This window comes from Candidatus Nitrosotenuis aquarius, assembly GCF_002787055.1.
In the GTDB taxonomy this organism is placed as follows: domain Archaea; phylum Thermoproteota; class Nitrososphaeria; order Nitrososphaerales; family Nitrosopumilaceae; genus Nitrosotenuis; species Nitrosotenuis aquarius.
In genome coordinates this window covers 187,295-207,970 of record NZ_CP024808.1, presented here as the reverse complement: position 1 = coordinate 207,970, position 20,676 = coordinate 187,295, and the positions used below count along the sequence as shown (strand labels likewise).

Here is a 20,676-nt window from a genome sequence, read left to right as displayed (position 1 = left end):
CCTCAATGGCGACTCTGGACGAGTGTGAGGCCTATGCTCGCGGTAAGGGAGCAGACATACCATTTTGCATGGGAGTAGTCTTTAGGTTAAAGTCAATTGGAATAACACATGAACAGATTCTGTGCTCGGCCATCTTGTCACAGACAAAATCAACCTTTGATGAATTATTTGAGCGCTTTGGGCGCGACGTCGCAGTCATGGCAACTAGCATCATGCGGGATACTACCCAACCAAAGAAAAAGCAGGAAGAGTCCTATGTAGAGCAGATACAGCAAGCGCCTTGGGAATCAGTCCTAATCAAATTATGCGAGATTTCTGCCAACCTCAAGGTGATAAAAGAATCAGAATTATCAAAAAACAAGCGCAGAAAGCTGCTCAAGCAAAACATCCACTATCTCAATGTGCTTAAGAAAAACATTGCAGAAAACCAGGACAAAGCACTGGGCTTGTCAAAACTGCTAGATGGTGCAAATGAGACCATTATGCACTTTGGGCACCGCCCGATCAAATTTGAATGAAAAGTGCAAGCTAGCAGGCCAGATTTTCTTTGCAGGCCTAGCTTAAATTAAGAATTTTTTCATCCAATACCATGAAGGGAGACATTTTGCTGCAAAACATTTCGGTTCGAGGATTCATTCCCGCAACGGCAGGCAAAAACGTCAAAGAGGATAAAAAGAAAATCAAAGAGGCAATAGAAACCAAGCTAGGCAAAAACATTGATGCAGTCAAAAAAAGAATAGAATCAAAGCCACTATCCATAAGCGTTACATTTTATGTCAAAAAGGATTCCGTGCACGCAAAAAAAGACACACACTCACTATCTAATGTTCTGCTTGCAGTATTATCACCAATAATGGCATCAGGCAAGGAAGTAGAGGCAGGCCTAGACATCATAAAGGATGATTCTACAATATACAAGACAACACTAGAGAAAAAGCTAGTTGAATCCGAAAAAGACGAAGGGTTGTCCTTTTCCATATATGAGTGGACAACTACATAGCATACTGACAAATCATGCGTAATGGTTTTATTGTAAAATTGCATAATCACAACAATTAGGGCACATGGACCCTAAGCCATACCTGTACCCAAGTGCTTGGGAGCAAAAATCCCAAGCAGCAAGTTCGGTTGAATTTATTATCAGTGCAGTATAATTTGCAGTATGCAGCTACTAGGCAGGCTGGAGATAAAATCACCCCAAAAAATAGCTGAATTTCTCAACTCAGAGCACGTAGGAAGGATTGCCTCACTAGACAAAGAGGGTTTTCCGCAGATAATACCGATGAATTTTGCCTTTGTAAACGGCGCAATATACATGCACTCCCACACAAGAGGGGAAAAGCTTGACAACATTCGCGCAAACCCAAAGGTGGGCTTTGAAGTCGATAGAGAAGTAGAGTTTTTGCCATCATACTTTAGCTCACCCACTGACGCATCGCAGGCAGACACGCTTTACATCAGTGTGGTAATAAAGGGAATCGTATCAATAATACAAGACAGGTCAGAAAAGGCAATGGCACTCAATGCATTAATGGAAAAATACCAGCCAGAGGGAGGCTATGAAAGGCTAACGCCTGAAATGCACGTAGTGGACGAAGTCGCAATCATCAAGGTAACGCCAAAGACAATGCGAGGAAAATACAAGATAGGCCAGCACATGGACAAGTCCACTAGAATTCAGCTGGCAAGAAAGATTTTAGAGAAAAACAGCCCACTTGCAAGGCAGGCGTTGCAGATAATGGGCTTCGAGATAATAGACAACGACGTCAAGATGGTAGACGAGCCGCTCTGGTAGCTTAGCTGCTCAGCGTACCCATTAGGTTTAATCTGTACGGCATTTCCTTTTTGACCAAATAGAAATTCTGGTCCTTCATTGTTACGGTTTGCTTGTTGTTTGCATCATCTAGTATATTATTATCCAGTGTGACGGAAATTGAAAATGGTCCAACATTGTTTGCGGTAAAGTCCAGCGTCAATACAGTGTCATTAATGGTTGCACCAGTCGATACAATTGCAACGCCGGTGCCATCTAGGATCAGTCGAGACTCGACTACCTTGAACTGTTTTAGGCCTGTTCCCTGAATTGGCTCTAGCTTTAGTAGCAGGTTTGCCTTTTTGAGCATGCCAGAAACAAATGCCTCGCCGCTCAGATTAAGCTGGAACTGTTTTTGTTCTAGTTCTGCTAGGCGTGATTTAGGCTCGATTTGGATTTTCGGCACAGATTTTGGCATTGATTTTTGTATTGTGGGAGTAGGCTCTAATGCAAGTGAGGATTCTGCAACTGACTCATGGATCATAGTCGGGTTTGGCGTCTCAGTATAGTCAATGCTTGCCGCATGTCCTGTTGGTTTTGGGTAAAATTTCTCGTCAAGATCGAAAATCAAAAATGCAGACACCACAACAAACGCAATACTACACAATGCGATCAAGTGCGTGTTAAATGAGCCTTGCAACCAAAGCTTGACTTTGCAAATTAGCTTAAAAGAGACACGTATGAATTATCAGTGAGCTACTTACCACTAGGTAATCTACGATAATACAATCACCCATCCTTTAAATTTGAAATTAAATTTTCATTGCCTATTGCAGGTACAGTCATACCAAATATCATCAGAGTTTGAGCCAACAGGCGACCAGCCAGAGGCAATAGAAAAACTAGTCCAGGGAGTGCAAAAAGGCAAGGTCCAGACATTGCTTGGGGTGACCGGCTCGGGCAAGACATTCACGGTTGCAAACGTAATTGCAAAAACCGGCAAAAACACCCTTGTAATATCGCACAACAAGACACTTGCAGCACAACTATATTCAGAGCTAAAACAGTTTTTCCCAAAGAATAATGTCGGCTATTTTGTATCATACTATGACTATTACCAGCCTGAAAGCTATATTGCGCAAACCGACACATACATCGAAAAAGACACCGAAATCAACGAGAAAATTGAAAAAATGAGACTAGAGGCAACTGCCATGCTCTTGTCTGGCGAGCCGACCATTATAGTAGCCACAGTGTCATGCATCTATTCTTTAGGTAATCCCAAAGACTGGGAGGAGATGGCAACCACTATCAAGGCAGGTGCGCAAATGAGTAGAAGTGAGCTGATTCGACGCCTAGTCAACGCACGATACGAGCGCAACGACACCACGATTGCGCCTGGAAATTTCCGAGTAAAAGGCGACACGCTGGATGTGATTCCTGCATATTCCCAAGATTTAGTTCGAATATCCATGTTTGGCGACGAGATTGAAAAAATCTCCATACTGGACAATGTATCCCTAAAAGAAAAGCGCAGGACAAATTCAATCAAGATTTTTCCCGCAAAGCACTATCTAATAGCAGATGATGTACGAGCCCGAGCAGTAAAGTCGATTCGAGAAGAACTCAAAATGCGACTGCCAGAATTAAACGAGCTGGAGCAACAGCGACTGGAAATGCGAACCAAGTTTGATTTAGAGATGATCGAGGAGCTCGGCTATTGCTCCGGAATTGAGAATTATTCTCGCCACTTTGATGGAAGGGCTCCAGGCCAGCAAGCCTTTTGTCTTTTGGATTTTTTTGGCAACGACTATCTACTAGTAATAGATGAATCGCATGTAACAATTCCGCAGCTTCATGGAATGTATGGCGGGGACCACACCAGAAAAAAATCCCTAATTGATTACGGATTTAGGTTGCCAAGCGCATTTGACAATCGCCCGCTGAAATTCGAGGAATTTGAAAAATATATCAAAAATACGATTTTTGTTTCTGCAACACCATCTGCATATGAAAAAGAACTATCATACCAAATAGTAGAACAGCTGGTTCGACCAACAGGACTAGTAGACCCGCAAGTAGAGGTCAGGCCTACAAAAAACCAGATGGATGACCTAATATCTGAAATAAAAAAGCGCATTGAAAAAAATCAGCGCGTCCTAGTCACCACCCTGACAAAAAGAATGGCAGAAGACCTGGCAGAATATCTGGCAAAAAAAGAGGTGCGCGTGCGATACCTGCACTCTGAAATCGAAGGACTGCAAAGAACCGAACTAATACGCCAGCTGAGGTTAGGCGACTTTGATGTCCTAGTTGGAATTAACCTGCTCCGAGAGGGCCTGGACATTCCCGAAGTGGCACTAGTTGCAATACTTGATGCCGACAAGGAGGGCTTTTTGCGCAACTTTACCAGTTTGATTCAGACGTTTGGCAGGGCTGCTAGAAACGCAGACGGCTCTGTCATAATGTATGCAGACACTACCACAAAGTCCATGAAGCAGGCAATGGAAGAAACGGCCAGAAGGCGCACAAAACAGCTAGAATACAACAAAATCCACAACATCACGCCGCGGACAATCATCAAGTCCATTCCAGAGCAGGTGGCAGCACTTGATGATCTCAAAAACAAGACCCAGCACGACCTGTCGCGTGAAATAATAGAAATAGAGACCCAGATGAAAAAATATGCAGAAGAATTGGACTTTGAGAATGCGATTGCCTGTCGCGACAGACTGAGGCGAATTCAAGTAGAGTTGGAAAAGAAAAATGCACGATAAGCTAAAGATTCGAGGTGCGCGCCATCACAACCTCAAGAACCTAAACTTGGACATACCAAAAAACAAGCTAGTAGTGATATCTGGACTGTCTGGTTCTGGCAAGTCCACTTTGGCCTTTGACACAATTTATGCAGAAGGACAGAGAAGATACGTAGAATCACTATCAGCATATGCAAGGCAATTCCTAGAAATGATGGACAAGCCGGATGTCGATTCCATAGAAGGGCTGTCGCCTGCCATATCCATACAACAAAAGACGACATCAAAAAATCCCCGCTCTACTGTCGGCACCACTACGGAAATCTATGATTACCTGAGGTTGCTATACGCAAGAATCGGAATTCCGCATTGTGTCAAATGCGGCAGGAAAATCTCAAACCAGTCAGTAGAGTCAATTTGCGAATCCATCTTCAAGGATTTTGATGAAAAGCAGGTACTGATTTTGGCTCCGCTAATCCAGAGAAAAAAAGGAACGTACGAAAAACTGTTCGAGCAGATGAAAAAGGACGGCTATTCCCGAGCCAGAGTGGACGGCCAAGTAATTCTATTGGAGGATGAAATCCCACCACTTGACAGGCAGAAATGGCACAATATCGAAATTGTAGTAGACAGACTCAGGGCATCAAAGGCAGAAAAAAGCAGGCTCTTTGAGGCAATCCAGACTGCGCTAAAGGCTGCCAAGGGCTCAGTCTTGGTATCAGCTGACAAGGACGAAAAGATGTTTTCCCAGAATAATGCATGTCCATATTGCGGATTAACAGTTGGCGAAATAGAGCCTAGGACGTTTTCATTCAACTCGCCGTTTGGCTCCTGCAAGGCGTGCCATGGCCTTGGAGTCAAAATGGAGTTTGATGAAGATTTGGTGATTCCAGACAAGACAAAATCGATTCTGGATGGTGCAATCATTCCATGGAGTGGGAGATTTTCCGCATTCAGAAAGCAGGAATTGCGTGCAGTTGGAAAAAAATTCGGCTTTGATCTGATGACTCCAATTAACAAGCTAAAGCCGGAACATCTCCGGGTTATTTTACATGGGACTGACCAGAGAATAAACTTCCATTATGAATCACAGACAACGGATTCACACTGGGCCTATACTAATTCATTTGAAGGCGTACTGAATAATTTGCAGCGAGTCTTCATGGGGACTGATTCCGAGTCAAAGCGAGACTGGCTAAAGCAGTTCATGCGAGACATCCCGTGTAATGTATGTGATGGCAAAAAGCTAAAGCCAGAAGCACTTGCAGTCAAGATAAACGACAAGGGAATTTTTGAAGTATGTGATCTGTCCATAGACGACTGCTACGAGTTTTTCAAAGAAATCAAATTAACGGACACTGAAAAATATATTGCAAAAGACGTTCTCAAGGAAATAACAGAAAGACTGGAATTTCTGCGAAACGTAGGCCTCAACTATCTGACACTAAACAGGCAAAGCTCGACCCTATCAGGCGGGGAATCGCAGAGAATCAGGCTTGCAACCCAGATTGGCTCTAATCTCACAGGCGTACTGTATGTGCTGGACGAGCCAACAATAGGCCTGCATCAGCGCGACAATGCCAGATTAATCAAAACACTAGTCAAGCTTAGGGACTTGGACAATACAGTAATAGTAGTAGAGCACGACGAGGAGGTAATCAAAAACGCAGACTGGATAGTGGATTTGGGCCCAGGCGCAGGAATTCACGGCGGTGAGGTGGTCTTTGAGGGAACTGTTCCGCAGATAATGAACAACCACAAGTCAGTCACTGGAGACTATCTCAAGGACAAAAACCTCATCAGACTAGCAGACAAGAAGAGAAACCAAATTGGAACAATAACCATCACGGGCGCTGCAGAAAACAACCTCAAAGACATTACAGTAGACATACCACTAGGACTGCTAGTTACTGTGACTGGGGTTTCAGGCTCTGGCAAGTCAACCCTAGTAAATGAGATTCTGCTAAAGGCACTGTCGTCATATTTTTACAAGACAAACGAGAGGCCTGGCAAGCATAAGTCCATTGAAGGAACCACTCTAATTGACAAGGTAATTGCAATAGACCAGTCCCCAATTGGGCGCACCCCAAGATCAAACCCTGCAACATACATTGGCGCATTCACTCCAATTAGGGAATTGTTTGCAAATACCGAGTCATCAAAAGAGAGAGGGTACACGCCAGGACAATTCTCGTTTAATGTTGCAGACGGTAGATGCTTTGCGTGTGAGGGAGACGGCGTCAAAAAAATAGAGATGCAGTTTTTATCAGACGTATACGTTCGATGCGACGAATGTAAGGGCAAACGATACAATTCCGAGACTCTCTCTGTATTGTACAAGGGCAAAAACATCTCTGATGTCCTTGATATGACAGTAGAGGAAGCACTGGTATTTTTTGAAAACATTCCTAAAATAAAGCGAATTTTGCAGACAATATTTGATGTTGGTCTAGGCTACATCAAGCTGGGCCAGTCATCTACCACACTATCAGGCGGCGAAGCCCAGCGTGTCAAGTTGGCATCAGAGCTGGCAAAGCGCGACACCGGCAAGACGATGTATATTTTAGACGAGCCAACCACCGGCCTGCACTTTGCTGACGTGCAAAAGCTGCTCGATGTTCTAAACAGGCTGGTAAACCTTGGAAACACCATAGTGGTAATAGAGCACAACATGGATGTAATCAAAAATTCCGACTGGATAATAGACCTAGGGCCAGAGGGAGGAGACAAGGGCGGCAGAGTAATTGCGACTGGGACTCCGGCCCAGGTTGCCGCAAATTCTAAAAGCTATACAGGGCAATACCTCAAAAAGATCCTAAATTGACCCTAGACATTAAAAAAATCACCATTCCATCACACCCAGGAATTTATCTGATGAAGGACGCCGATTCCAAAATAATCTATATTGGAAAAGCAAAAAACCTCAAAAATAGAGTCAGGTCGTATTTTCTAAAAAACCAAAACTACAAGACACATAAGCTGGTTGAAAAAATTTCAGAAATAGAATTTGTCCTAACAGACAACGAATCAGAGGCGTTCTTGCTTGAATCAAACATGATAAAGCAATACAGGCCCATGTTCAATATCGAGCTCAAAGACCAGCAGAGATACACGTATCTGAGAATAACAGACGAGCAATACCCAAGATTACTGGTTGCAAGAAGAACCCGCAGTGGAAAATTCCTAGGAGACGGCAAGGTGTTTGGGCCATTTACCTCTGGCAGCTCCAAGCTTCTCAGCATCGGCTCGCTGCGAAAAACATTCAAGATCAGAATCTGCAAGAGACTGCCAAAAAAGGCGTGTCTAGAATACCATCTTGGAAATTGCGAGGCACCGTGCGAGTTTGTCCAGGCCCAAGCAGACTACAAAAAACATGTTGCAGACCTAGAGGCAATACTTCGGGGCAGAGACCTGAGCGCATTTACAAAAAGCCTAGAACATGAGATGGTACTTGCCTCAAAAAACCTCGAGTTTGAGCGCGCCCAAGAAATCAAAGACACCCTCCAAAGACTAGGCAGCCTCAAAACCAGGCAAAAGATGGAAAATGCGACAGGTTCTGATGAGGAATATTTTGGAATTGTATCATCTGATCAGACTGCCCACATTATGACTTTTAAGAAAATAAACGGAGTGATTCGCGACAGCAACAAATATTCCTTTGATTTGATTGGCGATAACACGTTTGCCAACTTCCTATACCAGTATTACACGACAAACCAGATTCCGCCAGTTATCATAACAAACCAGATCCCAGAAGACCATGCATTACTAGAGCAAATGTTTGCCAAGACAGCAGGATTTCCAGTCAAGATAATATCGCCAAAGTCAGGCAAGCGACGGGAAATGCTGGATTTAATAATGAGAAATATTGCCCTGGTGCAGTCAAGTGGCTCAGAGCCAGGCCTAGTCGAGCTAAAAGAAAGACTCGCACTGCCTGCCATACCCAAAATAATAGAATGCTTTGATATTTCAAATCACGGCACGTCATATGCAGTTGGCTCTATGTCGCGATTTGTCAACGGCAGGCCAGACAAGTCAGGATACCGAAAATTCAAGATAAAGACGGTAAAAGGTCAAGACGACTTTGCAATGATAAATGAGATAGTCAAGCGCCGGTATTTTAGGCTGGACAATGAAAACGTGCAAATGCCAGATCTCATATTAATTGACGGGGGGCGAGGCCAGCTTGGCGCCGCAATGTCTGCGCTGGAAAGCATGGCAATTAGAATTCCTTGCGCATCGCTTGCCAAAGAAAACGAAGAGGTGTACCTGCCCAGCCAAAAAGAGCCAATCATTCTACCAAGGCAAAACCAGTCACTGAAAATCCTGCAACATGCGCGAGATGAGGCCCACAGGTTTGGCGTGGCATACAACAGATCTCTGCGTATGCCAAAATCCAAATTTTCTTAAAATCTGTTCATAGTGGAACAAAAAAATTAAACAAATTCGTAGATTTTCCATAATTTACAATATATACGACAAATTGCATAATGCTAGCATGAAATCCAGAGGGATAAGATGAGTGCGACTGCCTATGTTCTGATCAACTGCGACTTGGGCTCTGAGCAAAGAGTAATTGATCAGATAAAGCCCCTGGAAGGGGTAAGAGAGGTCAAGGGAGTCTTTGGTGCATATGATATTTTGGCAAAAATAGAGACACCCACTACAGAACAACTCCGCGAGACAATAACTTGGAAGATCCGCAAAATAGACAGAATCCGCTCCACGTTGACATTGATGGGAATAGAAGGCCAGCAATAACTCTCCAAACTTTTTGTACGAAAATTCGTTTAGTGTTGTTTTTTGCACGCTAAACAAACGTTCACTATACCACAAGACAGACTTATCTTGGATCATACAGTGATGTTATAGACGGCTGCAACCAGCATTTACAAGTCAATTTTTGAGGCAAACCTAGATGCAAGACTAGAAGAGCTTTTGGTAAACATGCTGAGGTATAATTCCTCTGCTGGAGTACAAGAGCCGATCAGGATTTTTCTGTATAATTACCAGATAATGTCGGATAATTTCTGGCAAATGTACAAGCGCGCAAAGTCGTACGAAGATGTTCTGGAATGCTACTATCAGTTTTCCAAAAACCAGTGCACCATAATAGAGACATTACTTGAGAACCTCAAGATATCAATGAATTCCGATCATCTAAAAGAAGACATACACGCAATGCTAAAAGAAGCATTTACGTTTTAGTCATACCACATTATTTCATGGACAGTATGCAATTCAAGCTAGAAACGGCAGAAAAGTTTCTAGCGAAAATTCCAAGCCAAATCCCAAAAACACCAAGAGAATTAGAAAAACTAGAAGAAAACTCTGAGGCCTTTTTGTTTTTTGCATCTGGTGTAATTGAGATAATTAAGCGCCAGATTAACGACAGATTCGAGATTTTTGATAAACAAAATGTCTTTTACATACATGGCTTGCGAAAAAACCTTGCAAACTCAGGCTCACAAAAAAAGTCCAAAGAGGCAATTGCCAGCTACTTTACCACCCCCAAGACCAAGCCCAGGGTCGATGCCACCAAAAGCAGCCTTTGGAGACTGCAGGCGCTTCGCAATCAGGCAATGCACGGAAACATCATCTGCAAGACGGGGTGTTCACTGGTATTCAGATACACTGTTCGCGAGGGCAAAACAATGCATGAATTTGTGCAAAAAACCCAAGATCCGTACAGGTATTTTGAGCAAATTCTAATCAGCCTAAAGAGATTCAATGCCCAAGTAAACCAAGTTCTGGTAAAGTCGTAGCTTTATTTAGAGTTCATAATTAGTTGAGCCATGACAGCCGCAGATAAATTCGGCATCGCCATTTCAATTGGATTTACTGTAGCTCTGATTGCCTTTGCCATGTCATTTTCGGCAACGGGCAAAAGTGCACCAGTGGCTCCAATTCCAGCACCATCAGCTCCAATGCCAGTAGACATTCCGGCACCAGCTGAGGAAGCTCCTGAAGAAATGATCGTTGAGGAGACTCCAGTAGAAGTACCTGAGGAAGAAATTCCTGAGGAAGAGGCTCCCGTAGAGGAAACACCTGAGGAAGTACCAACAGAGGAAGAACCAGTGATGGAAGAAGAACACTCTGAGATGGTAATGAGTGCAGACGTATCAATCCCAGAAGGATCATCGACTCCAGGATGTGAAGCAGACAATGCATGCTACATCGAACCAGAGATAACAGTAAGCGTTGGCGCAACAGTCACATGGACAAACGACGACACTGCAGCACACACCGTAACTAGTGGCACACCAACAGATGGACCAGACGGTGTCTTTGACAGCAGTATTGTCATGTCAGGTGCAACATTTGAGCACACCTTTGAGGAAGAAGGCGATTACGACTACTTTTGCATCGTCCATCCGTGGATGACAGGCAAAGTTATAGTGGAATAAATCCACATTATTTTTCTTTTAATTTATTTTAGATATTTCCGACTGGATTCCCTGCACCAGATTTTCATAGTCTTGCCTTGACTTGCCAAGCAGGTCGAGCTTTTTTTTCTCAACGGCACCAAGCTCGGCATTGACCTTATCAGATACTCCAGAGAGGCGCATTTCTGCCATCATGAACAGTCGGTTGTTTTCCTTCCAGAGGTGCTGGCCCATGTGTTCTATGTATTGCGAGATATCAGCGATTAGTGCATCTGCAGCCCCAGAAGCAAGGTATTCTTTGGCAGAGCCCTCCATGTGGGTTGCTATTTTGCGCGTAATTTCGTGTTCCATTAGCATTACGGCAATTGGGCCCATGTTTGTTGGCATGCCTGCCTGCCCCAGTGCCGGAAAGAGTGATTCCTCTTCCTTTCCATGATGGCACACATCCGTAAAATTTTTTGTAAAATCTATTGTCGGCATCAGAATCGATTCTGGGATTTTTTTGCCGGACTTGAGCAATTCTAGTGTGACTTCCATTGCCTTGACTAGTTTTTCTATTAGGTCGTGGTCCTTGCGCAGCGACTCAGTTGCCATAAAATTTTCGCAAAACCATTCTCATTTAAAGCTAGTCCGGTGCAAGAAAAAAATGGTCATTTGGAGCCCCAGAGGACATCCCACTTGTAGATGTAATAGTTCAGAACGCCGGAAACAATGTCGCCATAGTTTTTGGCAAACTGATTTGCTTGTTCTTGTGTTGCCTCAAAGACTGCCATTCCCCCAGTGTTGTCCCCAAACGGCCCAGACCAGATGAACTTGCCAGAGTCGCTCCACTGATCAATTATGGATAGAACTTGTGGTGCGATTCTTTCAAGCTCAGAGTTGCTTGCATTTTCTTTGAGCTGGCTTACTAGAACCCAGAGCTCTTTTTGCGCAACTTCTTGGATAGTTTTTGACATGACACACCCAAGATATGATTTTAGTTAAAGATGGTGAAGGATGCACGGTGTTGTTTTATGATGTGATACTACGGAAATATTCCAGCCTCAGAAAAACTCGTCAAGAGAGATTTCATGTAGAGGTTGGGCGTCATATCCAAGCCTGACTAGATCGGATGCAAACTCGTCAACAAAGCCATGAATTGTATAGATTTTCTGGGCGCCTGTCTTTTTGACCAAATCTAGCAATTCAGAGTAATCGCAGTGATCAGATAATGGGATGGAATAGTCTGATTTTCTGCCAAATGACACGTTTGACTTTGCCCAACCCGAAAACCCGACTGTGACTGCGCCGTATTTTGTCTTCATTTGCTTGAGAAACGGATTGTTCTCAGACATGAGTGGGCACACCATTACCCATGGCTTTTTGTTAAGCAATCCCTTTGACTCGGCTTCGGTGTGGCCCATTGCTTCTTTGAGTGGAACACCCAAGCGATTGTGAAGCAGATTCATCTCTTTTACAGAATCATGATAGTACAACGGCTCCCAGTGTCCAAAGAGATTTGATATTGTCTGGGCCTTGCCAAGCTGATAACCCATCAATATCACGGGTTTGCCCTTGTGGTACAATTCCGATATCAGCTCGTTTACTTTTTTTACTGTCTCGTCTATTTTTGGAAAGACAAATTCTGGTTTGCCAAAGGTGCATTCCATGATAAGTGTGTGGCATTTTGGTATTGTAGCACCCTTGAGAAAGCCCCTATCCCTAGTGCAGATATCACCAGTATAGAAAATGTCATGGAACAGCGCCCCTCTTGCGCCCAAAATGTGGCCAGAGTCATATAGCCTAAAGTCATCTAGGTGTTCAACATGATTTGCCAGTGTTCGCCCCCTAAGGCTTGCAATCTCCCTTGTTTCCCGAGTTGCCAGGACCAGTCCACTATTGCCGCTAGGCAGATGGTCCGAGTGGGCATGAGACACAAAATTCACACAGTTTTGCGCGGCAGTCTTTGGATCCAAGTTTATGGTCTTGCCATCTATTTTGCAAACAATTCCTGTCTTTGTCATTTTTATCATTAGCTGCAATCAAGGCAGAATCTACATGCGATTTAAGTCTCGGCTTTGATTGAACATTGACAAACTGTACAAAATTTTGTCAAGCAAAAAAATAGGAAAGATCGCAGTGTCCAATTCACCTGGCTAGAATTCGAATCGGCACCATTGTACCGGCGCAAGAGAGCAAAATCAAGTAGCACTTGATGGCTAGCTCAATTGTGCAATTGGACACCGAGTTCCCTTACATTTTCGAATCAAGACACATACGCCTACGAATTATTTAATGAGGATCATCGGACTAGTGAAAATCTGTTTAGCACAAAATTGCAGACACCAATAAAATCAAAAATACGTCCAGTTTAAAGTTAAAACCCAAACAGATGTTTAGCCAGATTATGCCTGAGTGCAGACAGCCAGAATTGTGCTACTGCCAATGTCTTCTTTTGCCAGGCGAAGCGACACTGTAATCTTGTTTTTGACGATATCTATTTTGATATTGTCAAAGACAGAGCGGTACTTTGAGACCTTTTTGCCGTCGTTTGTTGTGATGTAGCCAGACGGTACAAGCAGTCCATCGTCAATTAGGGCGTTTACCTTTCGGTATCCCGAAGTCTGCGCAATGCTGCACAGGTCTATGATCTGAGACACTATAAGCGGGTTGCCGTTTAATGCGCCAAGAATCTTCTTTTTGTCATCATCTCCAAATGAACCCAGTATCACTCCAGTCAGAACAGGGTTGTCGATTACTAGCCAAGTCTCATCGTTTGCAAAGCTGACTGTGCAAACGCTTTTGAGGAATTTTTGCTCAAGACCGTCTGCCGCAGCGCCAAAGTATTCGCGCAATACAGAATCTAGTTTTTGGAACTGTTCCAAGGATTCGGTAAGTGTGATTCCAAATTTCTCAAACAGTCTATTTTCTATCTTTTGCACGGTTCTGCTGCCAAGATTTTCCCGGATGACGGCGTCTAGCGACTTTGCAAAAAGTCTGTCCAATCCGGTCATACCATGATACCACCGCCCAAGTATATTACCATTTCCACTCATGGGCATAAGAGTTTAATATCATTTTATCATTTCCAAATATGGTAATGAGAGCATTCCTAGACATGGGTATCAACTTCACACGTAGGACTGGTTTACAAGAGATATGATGACCCGCTTTAGCGGTCAAAACAAGATGGGTTGTGGGAATCAGAAATGGTCACAGCCATAGTAGTAGACGATGATATTGACACCGTAGACGTATTTTGCGATTATCTGGAGATAAAAAATGTCCAAGTCGTAGGGCGCGGATACAACGGAAAGATGGCAGTAGAGCTGTATCAGGCCCACAAGCCAGACGTGGTGTTCTTGGATCTGATGATGCCGGAATATGACGGAATTTACGCTCTTGAAAATATTCGGAAAATAAGCCCAGAGGCAAAAATTGTCATAGTCACTGCAGATTTGAGGGATGAGACTGCCACAAAACTAAGCAAGCTCAAGCCAACTCGTGTATTTATCAAGCCATACGATATTGAAAAAATAAGCCAGATTATCTCAAATATCAATTAATTATTTTGCGGATTTTTTCTAATGCCTTTTCTATTCTTTGTATTTCTACTTGGACAGACTTGTCATTGGATTGATGCTTTATTATCTCCAAAGAGGCGCTAATTACGAATAATGGGTCACGAAGGGATTGGGTGCCGTCAGCCATGTGTATGTAGTATGACATTCGCACTTGGTATAAAAAATCACTCTGCCAAACTTGGAAATCAGACGTTCAAGCTGCTAGTTTGTATCTAAGTCGGTATAACCCCACAGCCACTATCACTATAGAAGAAATAGTGAATATGTTTACTGATTCCAAGAGATAGACGCCAGAGTATACAATGCCAAAAGCAGTGCTTGATGAATAAACCAATATGGTTCGAACCGCCCCAATTAGTCGTACGGCAAGAACAAAGAACAAAACACTGCCCCCTATTCCCGCCACGCCTACAAAGGACAGCAACGAAAGATCTGACATTCCTATTACAAATGGTGCGTCGGTTGCCAACATCAATGCAAAACACATGCCTGCACCAGACAAGGACATTACTTGTACTACTTTTGCGGTATTGACAGTACCTGCATGTTTTGCAATAAATGTGCAAATACAATAGATAAATCCTGAAAGCAAAACCATGGCATCACCAAAGACAAATTTTGTAAATTCAAACTTGTGTTCATAAATATCAGAGCCAATCGGCATAAAGATTGCACCTGCGGCAATTAGGACAAACGGGAGTATCTCTTTTTTTGCAAGATATTCTTTGTACATTATCATTCCAATTAGCACAGTAAAGACGATCTCACTGTTTGCCAGAATTGATGCATTAGTAGCACTTGTTTCTTTTAGTCCATATGAAAACGCCAGAGTAGAGCAGGCAGAGGCAACGCCATATATGATCAAAATAAAATAGGATGACTTTTTGATGGGATTTTTTGGTTTTTGTAATTTTGAGATGGGTGAAAAAACTGCCCCAGTAACCATATACATTATGAACACCACAAACAGAGGATCAGTAGGAACAACTCCAGAAACGGTTGGATCAATGATTGGCTTTGAAATAACATCAGGTAGTGAAGACAAAGCTGCGGCAATTATTGCAACCACAAACCCCATAGTACTAACAGATTTGATTTTGTAGAATCTGGAAAGAATTGTATTGACTTTTTGGATTTCCATTACAATAGACAAGATCGTAGCACCATTCCCACAAGTGGAAATGAGTCCCTAAATTTAAGATGGATCTTTTATCAGGTCAATCATCACAATACTATACGTAAATCGACTCGTATATTTTTAAGACAGATAACACGCATAAACATATTTGACAGAATCGCGTTCAGTTCCAGACAATCTAGGTGCCAAAATCGACTATAAAATAATCTGGATCATAATTGGATTATCGGCAATATACCAAATTGTAAATTTTTCAATCAAGGACATAACAGATGCAGAATTCAATGTCATAGATGTCATAGAATTATCCCTTCAGGCGGCTGCAATGATAACGGCATTTTTCATATCAAAGTTGTATTGGCTAGGTAAAGTCTTCGGCAAGGCATACTTTGCACTAGGAATAGCATTTGGCATGTGGTTGGCAGGGGAACTAGTTTGGCAAGTCTATGAAAATATTTTGTTCATAGAGCCATACCCGTCGCCCGCAGATATCTTCTATTTTGCATTTTATCCATTTGCCATATACCACATGGTAACAAACATTCGCGGTTTTGAAGTCAAGTTTACTAAAAAAACAATCACATGGATGGCAACAATCCCAGTAGTAATCCTTACTGCGTATTCGTATATTGCAATTACAGCTTGGGGCGGTACAAATTTTGACTATTATTATTCGCTGATTTTTGTGACTGCTGCATCAATATCAGTATCATTTGCTATTTTGGGTGCACTGACATTTAGACGAAGTGCATTTGCAGTGGTTTGGTCACTACTGGCAGTAGGATTGTTCTTGCATATATTTGGCGACATTTGGTATTATTATCTTGAGATATTTAGCGAGTATACAGACACGCATGTAGTCAATGCATTATGGCAGGCCGGATGGATGGTAATCATCTATTCCTTATACAAGCATCAAAAAGTCTTGTGATATTGGGCAGTTACTTTTAGCGCGGCTAGCTCCGATAGATCTACCAAGTTTACAAAGTTATCAAAATGATGAGATTTGGCCACATCCGGCACAAAGATTTTGTCCCGGATGGCATCAGAATCCGACAGAATTTTACCCTTAGTTTCCAGTACCTTGCGTGTTTTCTTGTCAATTGAGAAGATTCGCTGGTGAGTTAGGCCATCATAAAAGCTAAGATTGTCGCATTTTCGTTGTTTTAGTTTTTCGTCTACCAGTGCCGAATTTAATGTAGGAATTGGTGTGTCCGATGCGAGTGCAAACGCCCATTCTTGGCCAAAAAGAGGAGTATATGCCATGTAAGGGACTACATAGTCAAAGACGGCCTTGAGCGTTTTTACAACAGACGCAAAGCGTGTAGAATACCTATAGTCAGCAGAGTTTGCCGCAGTTGCAAACATGCCACTTGGATTTAGCTTGTTTTTTATCAGCTCAAAGAACTCTTTGCGATACAGTGGGGCTGCAATATCGTCGTGATGAGGCATTGTAGTATCTAAAAACATGCAGTCATATTTTGAATCAGTTTGATCAAGAAACCTTCTTGCATCATCATGGTATAATTTGGTGCGCGGATCTGAAAACGACTCGGACGCATAGTTGTACAGGCTTCTGCAAATGTCAACTACCTCTTTGTCAATGTCCACAATGTCAACTCGGTCAACAGAGCCATGACGCAATACCTCGCGCAATGTCAGTCCAGTCCCCCCTCCGCCGATGAATACGGTTTTTGGTTTTGGGTTTGTGATCATTGATGGATGGACTAGGCATTCATTGAAGATGTGCTCCTCAGATTCGGAAGATTGTGGGTCGCCATCCAGGAACAAAACATTGCCAAACTCCTGCGTTTTGACTATCTCTAGTAATTGAAATTTCGTCTTTTTTGAAAATATGCACTTGTCAATTTTGTGAAATATTTTTTCCCCTTCCCCAATATCGACATATTTCCACATTTGAAAATGAGTAGTAGGTATTATTATTAAAGATCGCGTTTCAAAGCCTCAATTATTAAAAATAAATCACGATGCCAATCACGTAATAACATCATAAACTACTACTGGATTATCGCAGGTTTATCTTGTCAGACTTTTTCTCTTTTTTAAAAAGCGTCAAATGGTTATGAACCCCAAAGGCAAGCAGCACATAATTCAAGTAAAATAGTACCTCTATTGGACTGCCAGTATAGTACGAGTCATCGATTTGCCCAAGTAAGAATGCAGTGTCTGCGGCAAAAAGCAATATGATTCCAAGACTAAACAGCGTCCACATCAGGTTTACTTGCCCCTTGAAGAACAACACTACCCCAATTATGGCAGGAACTATCACTATGGAATCAAAGATTGGGTATATCGTACCCAGAATAGTCTCCAGGCTGCTGGGATTTTCTGCATTACCCAAAACAAAATACAGGCTTGGAATCAGCACGCCGACTGAGATTACACTAGAAATGCCGAGGGCTTTATTTGTGATTCCTGCTCGAACCGGCTGCAAATATGCTACAAAAAACATTAGCAAAAACGGATAGCCAATCAAGTAGAATATGTCGGCAGCAGAAGGAAACGGATCCTCATGCACGACCAAATCTTGGTGTATCCAGAGCATCTCTGCAATAAACCAAGACACTGCAAATCCTGCAAATGAAAACCATGCAAGGCCGTGATTTCCCCCAAGGCCAAAGCGAGACACAGTCAATAACGCCAAGATCAGAAACGACCCAGCAATCGGAATGTACGTCAGATTCCCAACGAGTGTTGCAAACTCGCGAGACATCAGATTTGCAACAAGATTAAACGCAACTACTGCAAGAACAGATGCAATTAGATATTTTTTTGATAATATTACGTCAAGGGTGGTTTGCATAGCTAGCCCAGTGCCAAAACAAACTTTTGGATTGGGCCTTGTGTTGAGAATTCCTCAAGATCGGACTTGATTGAGTCAATTATTGTCATGTGTGCATTGCCATAGATATCTGCCAGAATTCTCTTTAGGTATTCTGGGTGCTCGTAGCAGTCAGGAATAAAGCATCCATAGTCATCTTTTAGTGTCTTTGTTACCTTTTGATATACTGGCTCACCTAGATTCAAGAGTGTCTTTTCTATTGAGAATGCGACCAGTGCTTTTTTTATCTGGATTTCTGTGGCATCCATGTATGATATTCTTACGGGCCAGATATAAAAATACGACTGATGTTTTATTGTGTGGCAATAAAATGATGGTTTATGCGGATGATGTTTGCACAAAACAGACTAGATCAAATATTCAGACGAGTCTGATACAAAACCATGCATCCTAGGAAGGCCCCAAGGGAAACTGAAGTAGACAGGTTATTGAGAAATGCGCAGGAGGATGCAGAGCGACTGCTAAGGCATGCAAAAGAGGATGCCGAGCGACTATTAAAAAACTCACAAGAAGACGCAGAGAGACTTTTGCGACATGCCAGAGAGGATGTAGGCAGACTAGCACAAGATCAAGGGGCAGAAGAAACCATCCCTCCAAACGTATCAATCAAAAAAGACAAACTATACACAATTGGGGAAATGTCTTCCAGACTAGCGCATGACTTGCAGAATCCACTTACAATAATCAAAAATACCATAGAACTGCTAAATCTCAAAAACCCAAACCTTGACAAAAAAACCAAGGAAAGCTACGACAGAATAGAGAGGGCTGCAAACAAAATGTCACAACAGATCCATGATGTGCTAGACTATGTCAGAACAAGCAACCTTGTAATGGAAAAGACATCGATTCTAACACTACTCAAAGACACAATCTCTGGCCTGAGCATCCCTACCAATGCAAAGATCATTTTGCCAGACCAAAACGTCGACATATACGGAGACGTAAAGCAATTAGAGATAGTATTTTCCAACCTGATTCTAAATGCAGTGCAGGCTAGAGACGACGGCGGCAGAGTAATGATACAGGCATCGGAAATAGACGACTATACTATAATCGACGTAATTGACAATGGCCGTGGAATAGAAAAGGAACACCTGCCAAGAATCTTTGAGCCGTTATTTACCACAAAGCCAGGAGGGACAGGCCTCGGCCTTGCAAGCTGCAAGAGCATAATAGAAAATCACGGTGGCACAATAGAGTGCTCTAGTATAGTAAACAAGGGAACCGTCTTTACTATCAGACTGCCCAGATACTAAAAGCATAAAATCAGTCACATTTACAAAAAAGCGTTGAACCTAGGAATTTTGATTTCCGGCAGAGGCAGCAACATGGAGGCAATCCTCAAGGCAATAAAAAGAAAAAAGATTCCAATTAACCCTGCCATAGTGATATCGAACAATCCAGACGCAAAGGGGCTCCAAATTGCCCAAAAGATGGGCGTGCCAACAGAGGTGATTCCAAGCAAGGGCTTCTCAGGCACCCGCGGGGAATACGACCAGATAATCATCAAAACCCTAGAAAAGTACAAGGTTACACCAAAATCAGGCCTAGTTTGCCTGGCGGGCTTTATGAGAATAATTAGTCCCGAGTTTATTGCAAAATACAAAAACAGAATCCTCAACATCCATCCCGCATTATTGCCGTCATTTCCAGGACTGCATGCGCAAAAGCAGGCACTAGACTATGGAGTAAAATATTCAGGGTGCACAGTCCACTTTGTAGACTCTGGTGTTGACACTGGTCCCATCATACTGCAGGAAATTGTACCAATCAAGGATGATGACACCGAAGAAACGCTCTCAAGGAGAATATTGGCAAAAGAGCACGTGGCCTATGTCAAGGCAGTAAGGCTTGTTGCAGAAGGCAAAGTCAAGATAAGTGGCAGAAAGACTAGGAATCAGGGCCGCTAAAAAAATACAAGGCAATCAGTTGTTTTTTGTTGCCATGGAACTTGTGTGGTATGTTTTTTTGCACATAATATGCAAGGCCGTCTGAGACAGCATAGTCTTTTTTGTTTATTTGTAAAAACCCATCACCCTTGATAATATAGTACAGCTCGTCTGCCTCGTGTGGGGTCTGCGTGTCTTCCTCTCCTGGTTCGAGTACCAAGACGCCCGCCGCAATGTTTTCTCTGTTGATAAATGTGTGGAAGTATTCGTCCGAGTTTTTTATCTCCTCAATGTATTTTTTTACGTCAAACTCTATTTTCATGAT

At 42.7% G+C, this 20,676-nt stretch carries 25 protein-coding genes; 14 read left to right on the top strand and 11 right to left on the bottom strand.

Features of this window, described 5'->3' with window-relative positions; translation table 11 throughout:
- The first annotated feature begins 5 nt into the window (after positions 1–5).
- From NAQ_RS01245 to NAQ_RS01235, 3 genes are all read left to right on the top strand, one after another.
- Positions 6–518 carry a bifunctional (p)ppGpp synthetase/guanosine-3',5'-bis(diphosphate) 3'-pyrophosphohydrolase gene (locus NAQ_RS01245; protein WP_100181873.1) on the top strand — a complete coding sequence of 171 codons (513 nt, stop codon included), beginning with the start codon at positions 6–8 and terminating at the stop codon, positions 516–518.
- Positions 519–589: 71 nt separating this feature from the next.
- Positions 590–1,000: a hypothetical protein gene (locus NAQ_RS01240; protein WP_100181872.1), complete on the top strand. Its 411-nt coding sequence runs from the start codon at positions 590–592 to the stop codon at positions 998–1,000.
- 162 nt (positions 1,001–1,162) lie between these two features.
- On the top strand, positions 1,163–1,795 hold the full coding sequence (locus NAQ_RS01235) for a pyridoxamine 5'-phosphate oxidase family protein (RefSeq protein ID WP_100181871.1): 633 nt from the start codon (positions 1,163–1,165) through the stop codon (positions 1,793–1,795).
- A 1-nt stretch (position 1,796) separates the two neighbouring features.
- Here the strand turns inward: NAQ_RS01235 and NAQ_RS01230 are convergent, their stop codons facing one another.
- Positions 1,797–2,453 carry a hypothetical protein gene (locus NAQ_RS01230; protein ID WP_100181870.1) on the bottom strand — a complete coding sequence of 219 codons (657 nt, stop codon included), beginning with the start codon at positions 2,451–2,453 and terminating at the stop codon, positions 1,797–1,799.
- A 130-nt stretch (positions 2,454–2,583) separates the two neighbouring features.
- Here NAQ_RS01230 and uvrB point away from each other — a divergent pair, with 130 nt between their 5' ends.
- The 7 genes from uvrB to NAQ_RS01195 all read left to right on the top strand — a co-directional run bounded on the left by uvrB (position 2,584) and on the right by NAQ_RS01195 (position 10,916).
- The gene (uvrB, locus tag NAQ_RS01225) at positions 2,584–4,530 is read left to right on the top strand and encodes an excinuclease ABC subunit UvrB (RefSeq protein ID WP_177585541.1); all 1,947 of its coding nucleotides are present in this window, start codon (positions 2,584–2,586) and stop codon (positions 4,528–4,530) included.
- Positions 4,520–7,333, top strand: a complete 2,814-nt coding sequence (gene uvrA, locus NAQ_RS01220) for an excinuclease ABC subunit UvrA (RefSeq protein WP_100181868.1) — start codon at positions 4,520–4,522, stop codon at positions 7,331–7,333. The genes uvrB and uvrA overlap by 11 nt, the downstream gene beginning before the upstream one ends.
- On the top strand, positions 7,330–8,919 hold the full coding sequence (uvrC, locus tag NAQ_RS01215) for an excinuclease ABC subunit UvrC (protein ID WP_100181867.1): 1,590 nt from the start codon (positions 7,330–7,332) through the stop codon (positions 8,917–8,919). The genes uvrA and uvrC overlap by 4 nt, the downstream gene beginning before the upstream one ends.
- Before the next feature lie 108 nt (positions 8,920–9,027).
- On the top strand, positions 9,028–9,270 hold the full coding sequence (locus NAQ_RS01210; protein ID WP_100181866.1) for an Lrp/AsnC ligand binding domain-containing protein: 243 nt from the start codon (positions 9,028–9,030) through the stop codon (positions 9,268–9,270).
- A gap of 177 nt (positions 9,271–9,447) precedes the next feature.
- Positions 9,448–9,717, top strand: a complete 270-nt coding sequence (locus NAQ_RS01205; protein WP_100181865.1) for a hypothetical protein — start codon at positions 9,448–9,450, stop codon at positions 9,715–9,717.
- A 17-nt stretch (positions 9,718–9,734) separates the two neighbouring features.
- The gene (locus tag NAQ_RS01200) at positions 9,735–10,274 is read left to right on the top strand and encodes a hypothetical protein (RefSeq protein ID WP_100181864.1); all 540 of its coding nucleotides are present in this window, start codon (positions 9,735–9,737) and stop codon (positions 10,272–10,274) included.
- Positions 10,275–10,304: 30 nt separating this feature from the next.
- A complete protein-coding gene (locus tag NAQ_RS01195; RefSeq protein ID WP_100181863.1) occupies positions 10,305–10,916 on the top strand; it encodes a cupredoxin domain-containing protein in 612 nt (203 codons plus the stop codon).
- An 18-nt stretch (positions 10,917–10,934) separates the two neighbouring features.
- Here the strand turns inward: NAQ_RS01195 and NAQ_RS01190 are convergent, their stop codons facing one another.
- From NAQ_RS01190 to NAQ_RS01175, 4 genes are all read right to left on the bottom strand, one after another.
- A complete protein-coding gene (locus NAQ_RS01190) occupies positions 10,935–11,489 on the bottom strand; it encodes a hemerythrin domain-containing protein (protein ID WP_100181862.1) in 555 nt (184 codons plus the stop codon).
- A gap of 56 nt (positions 11,490–11,545) precedes the next feature.
- Complete coding sequence (locus NAQ_RS01185; RefSeq protein ID WP_100181861.1) at positions 11,546–11,851, bottom strand: YciI family protein; 306 nt, start codon at positions 11,849–11,851, stop codon at positions 11,546–11,548.
- 87 nt (positions 11,852–11,938) lie between these two features.
- Complete coding sequence (locus NAQ_RS01180) at positions 11,939–12,898, bottom strand: MBL fold metallo-hydrolase (protein WP_100183381.1); 960 nt, start codon at positions 12,896–12,898, stop codon at positions 11,939–11,941.
- A gap of 381 nt (positions 12,899–13,279) precedes the next feature.
- Positions 13,280–13,888: a transcriptional regulator gene (locus tag NAQ_RS01175; protein ID WP_100181860.1), complete on the bottom strand. Its 609-nt coding sequence runs from the start codon at positions 13,886–13,888 to the stop codon at positions 13,280–13,282.
- A gap of 195 nt (positions 13,889–14,083) precedes the next feature.
- Between NAQ_RS01175 and NAQ_RS01170 the strand changes: the two genes are divergently transcribed.
- A complete protein-coding gene (locus NAQ_RS01170; RefSeq protein WP_162858555.1) occupies positions 14,084–14,440 on the top strand; it encodes a response regulator transcription factor in 357 nt (118 codons plus the stop codon).
- Here the strand turns inward: NAQ_RS01170 and NAQ_RS09960 are convergent.
- The gene (locus NAQ_RS09960; protein ID WP_162858554.1) at positions 14,433–14,603 is read right to left on the bottom strand and encodes a hypothetical protein; all 171 of its coding nucleotides are present in this window, start codon (positions 14,601–14,603) and stop codon (positions 14,433–14,435) included. The genes NAQ_RS01170 and NAQ_RS09960 overlap by 8 nt on opposite strands.
- 48 nt (positions 14,604–14,651) lie before the next feature.
- On the bottom strand, positions 14,652–15,611 hold the full coding sequence (locus tag NAQ_RS01165) for a DMT family transporter (protein WP_162858553.1): 960 nt from the start codon (positions 15,609–15,611) through the stop codon (positions 14,652–14,654).
- Positions 15,612–15,744: 133 nt separating this feature from the next.
- On the opposite strand from NAQ_RS01165, the gene NAQ_RS01160 reads away from it, so the two are divergent.
- Positions 15,745–16,527 carry a hypothetical protein gene (locus NAQ_RS01160; RefSeq protein WP_100181857.1) on the top strand — a complete coding sequence of 261 codons (783 nt, stop codon included), beginning with the start codon at positions 15,745–15,747 and terminating at the stop codon, positions 16,525–16,527.
- Here the strand turns inward: NAQ_RS01160 and NAQ_RS01155 are convergent.
- From NAQ_RS01155 to NAQ_RS01145, 3 genes are all read right to left on the bottom strand, one after another.
- On the bottom strand, positions 16,512–17,513 hold the full coding sequence (locus NAQ_RS01155; protein WP_100181856.1) for a fused MFS/spermidine synthase: 1,002 nt from the start codon (positions 17,511–17,513) through the stop codon (positions 16,512–16,514). The two genes, NAQ_RS01160 and NAQ_RS01155, sit on opposite strands and share 16 nt — an antisense overlap.
- 109 nt (positions 17,514–17,622) lie before the next feature.
- On the bottom strand, positions 17,623–18,420 hold the full coding sequence (locus NAQ_RS01150; protein WP_100181855.1) for a hypothetical protein: 798 nt from the start codon (positions 18,418–18,420) through the stop codon (positions 17,623–17,625).
- A gap of 2 nt (positions 18,421–18,422) precedes the next feature.
- A complete protein-coding gene (locus NAQ_RS01145) occupies positions 18,423–18,707 on the bottom strand; it encodes a hypothetical protein (RefSeq protein ID WP_100181854.1) in 285 nt (94 codons plus the stop codon).
- A gap of 135 nt (positions 18,708–18,842) precedes the next feature.
- Here NAQ_RS01145 and NAQ_RS01140 point away from each other — a divergent pair, with 135 nt between their 5' ends.
- On the top strand, positions 18,843–19,718 hold the full coding sequence (locus NAQ_RS01140; protein ID WP_100181853.1) for a sensor histidine kinase: 876 nt from the start codon (positions 18,843–18,845) through the stop codon (positions 19,716–19,718).
- A gap of 33 nt (positions 19,719–19,751) precedes the next feature.
- Entirely contained in the window at positions 19,752–20,372 is a 621-nt protein-coding gene (gene purN, locus NAQ_RS01135) for a phosphoribosylglycinamide formyltransferase (RefSeq protein WP_256387157.1), read from the top strand.
- Here the strand turns inward: purN and NAQ_RS01130 are convergent.
- On the bottom strand, positions 20,353–20,673 hold the full coding sequence (locus NAQ_RS01130) for a cupin domain-containing protein (RefSeq protein ID WP_100181852.1): 321 nt from the start codon (positions 20,671–20,673) through the stop codon (positions 20,353–20,355). The two genes, purN and NAQ_RS01130, sit on opposite strands and share 20 nt — an antisense overlap.
- Positions 20,674–20,676 lie beyond the last annotated feature (3 nt).

What these genes read in the sequence shown, in the direction of transcription:
- NAQ_RS01245 (WP_100181873.1), top strand. Translation starts at nt 6, where the DNA reads ATGGCGACTCTGGACGAGTGTGAGGCCTATGCTCGCGGTAAGGGAGCA.
- NAQ_RS01240 (WP_100181872.1), top strand. Translation starts at nt 590, where the DNA reads ATGAAGGGAGACATTTTGCTGCAAAACATTTCGGTTCGAGGATTCATT.
- NAQ_RS01235 (WP_100181871.1), top strand. Translation starts at nt 1,163, where the DNA reads ATGCAGCTACTAGGCAGGCTGGAGATAAAATCACCCCAAAAAATAGCT.
- uvrA (WP_100181868.1), top strand. Translation starts at nt 4,520, where the DNA reads ATGCACGATAAGCTAAAGATTCGAGGTGCGCGCCATCACAACCTCAAG.
- NAQ_RS01210 (WP_100181866.1), top strand. Translation starts at nt 9,028, where the DNA reads ATGAGTGCGACTGCCTATGTTCTGATCAACTGCGACTTGGGCTCTGAG.
- NAQ_RS01200 (WP_100181864.1), top strand. Translation starts at nt 9,735, where the DNA reads ATGGACAGTATGCAATTCAAGCTAGAAACGGCAGAAAAGTTTCTAGCG.
- NAQ_RS01195 (WP_100181863.1), top strand. Translation starts at nt 10,305, where the DNA reads ATGACAGCCGCAGATAAATTCGGCATCGCCATTTCAATTGGATTTACT.
- NAQ_RS01190 (WP_100181862.1), bottom strand. Translation starts at nt 11,489, where the DNA reads ATGGCAACTGAGTCGCTGCGCAAGGACCACGACCTAATAGAAAAACTA.
- NAQ_RS01185 (WP_100181861.1), bottom strand. Translation starts at nt 11,851, where the DNA reads ATGTCAAAAACTATCCAAGAAGTTGCGCAAAAAGAGCTCTGGGTTCTA.
- NAQ_RS01180 (WP_100183381.1), bottom strand. Translation starts at nt 12,898, where the DNA reads ATGACAAAGACAGGAATTGTTTGCAAAATAGATGGCAAGACCATAAAC.
- NAQ_RS01175 (WP_100181860.1), bottom strand. Translation starts at nt 13,888, where the DNA reads ATGACCGGATTGGACAGACTTTTTGCAAAGTCGCTAGACGCCGTCATC.
- NAQ_RS01170 (WP_162858555.1), top strand. Translation starts at nt 14,084, where the DNA reads ATGGTCACAGCCATAGTAGTAGACGATGATATTGACACCGTAGACGTA.
- NAQ_RS09960 (WP_162858554.1), bottom strand. Translation starts at nt 14,603, where the DNA reads ATGTCATACTACATACACATGGCTGACGGCACCCAATCCCTTCGTGAC.
- NAQ_RS01155 (WP_100181856.1), bottom strand. Translation starts at nt 17,513, where the DNA reads ATGTGGAAATATGTCGATATTGGGGAAGGGGAAAAAATATTTCACAAA.
- NAQ_RS01150 (WP_100181855.1), bottom strand. Translation starts at nt 18,420, where the DNA reads ATGCAAACCACCCTTGACGTAATATTATCAAAAAAATATCTAATTGCA.
- NAQ_RS01145 (WP_100181854.1), bottom strand. Translation starts at nt 18,707, where the DNA reads ATGGATGCCACAGAAATCCAGATAAAAAAAGCACTGGTCGCATTCTCA.
- NAQ_RS01140 (WP_100181853.1), top strand. Translation starts at nt 18,843, where the DNA reads ATGCATCCTAGGAAGGCCCCAAGGGAAACTGAAGTAGACAGGTTATTG.
- NAQ_RS01130 (WP_100181852.1), bottom strand. Translation starts at nt 20,673, where the DNA reads ATGAAAATAGAGTTTGACGTAAAAAAATACATTGAGGAGATAAAAAAC.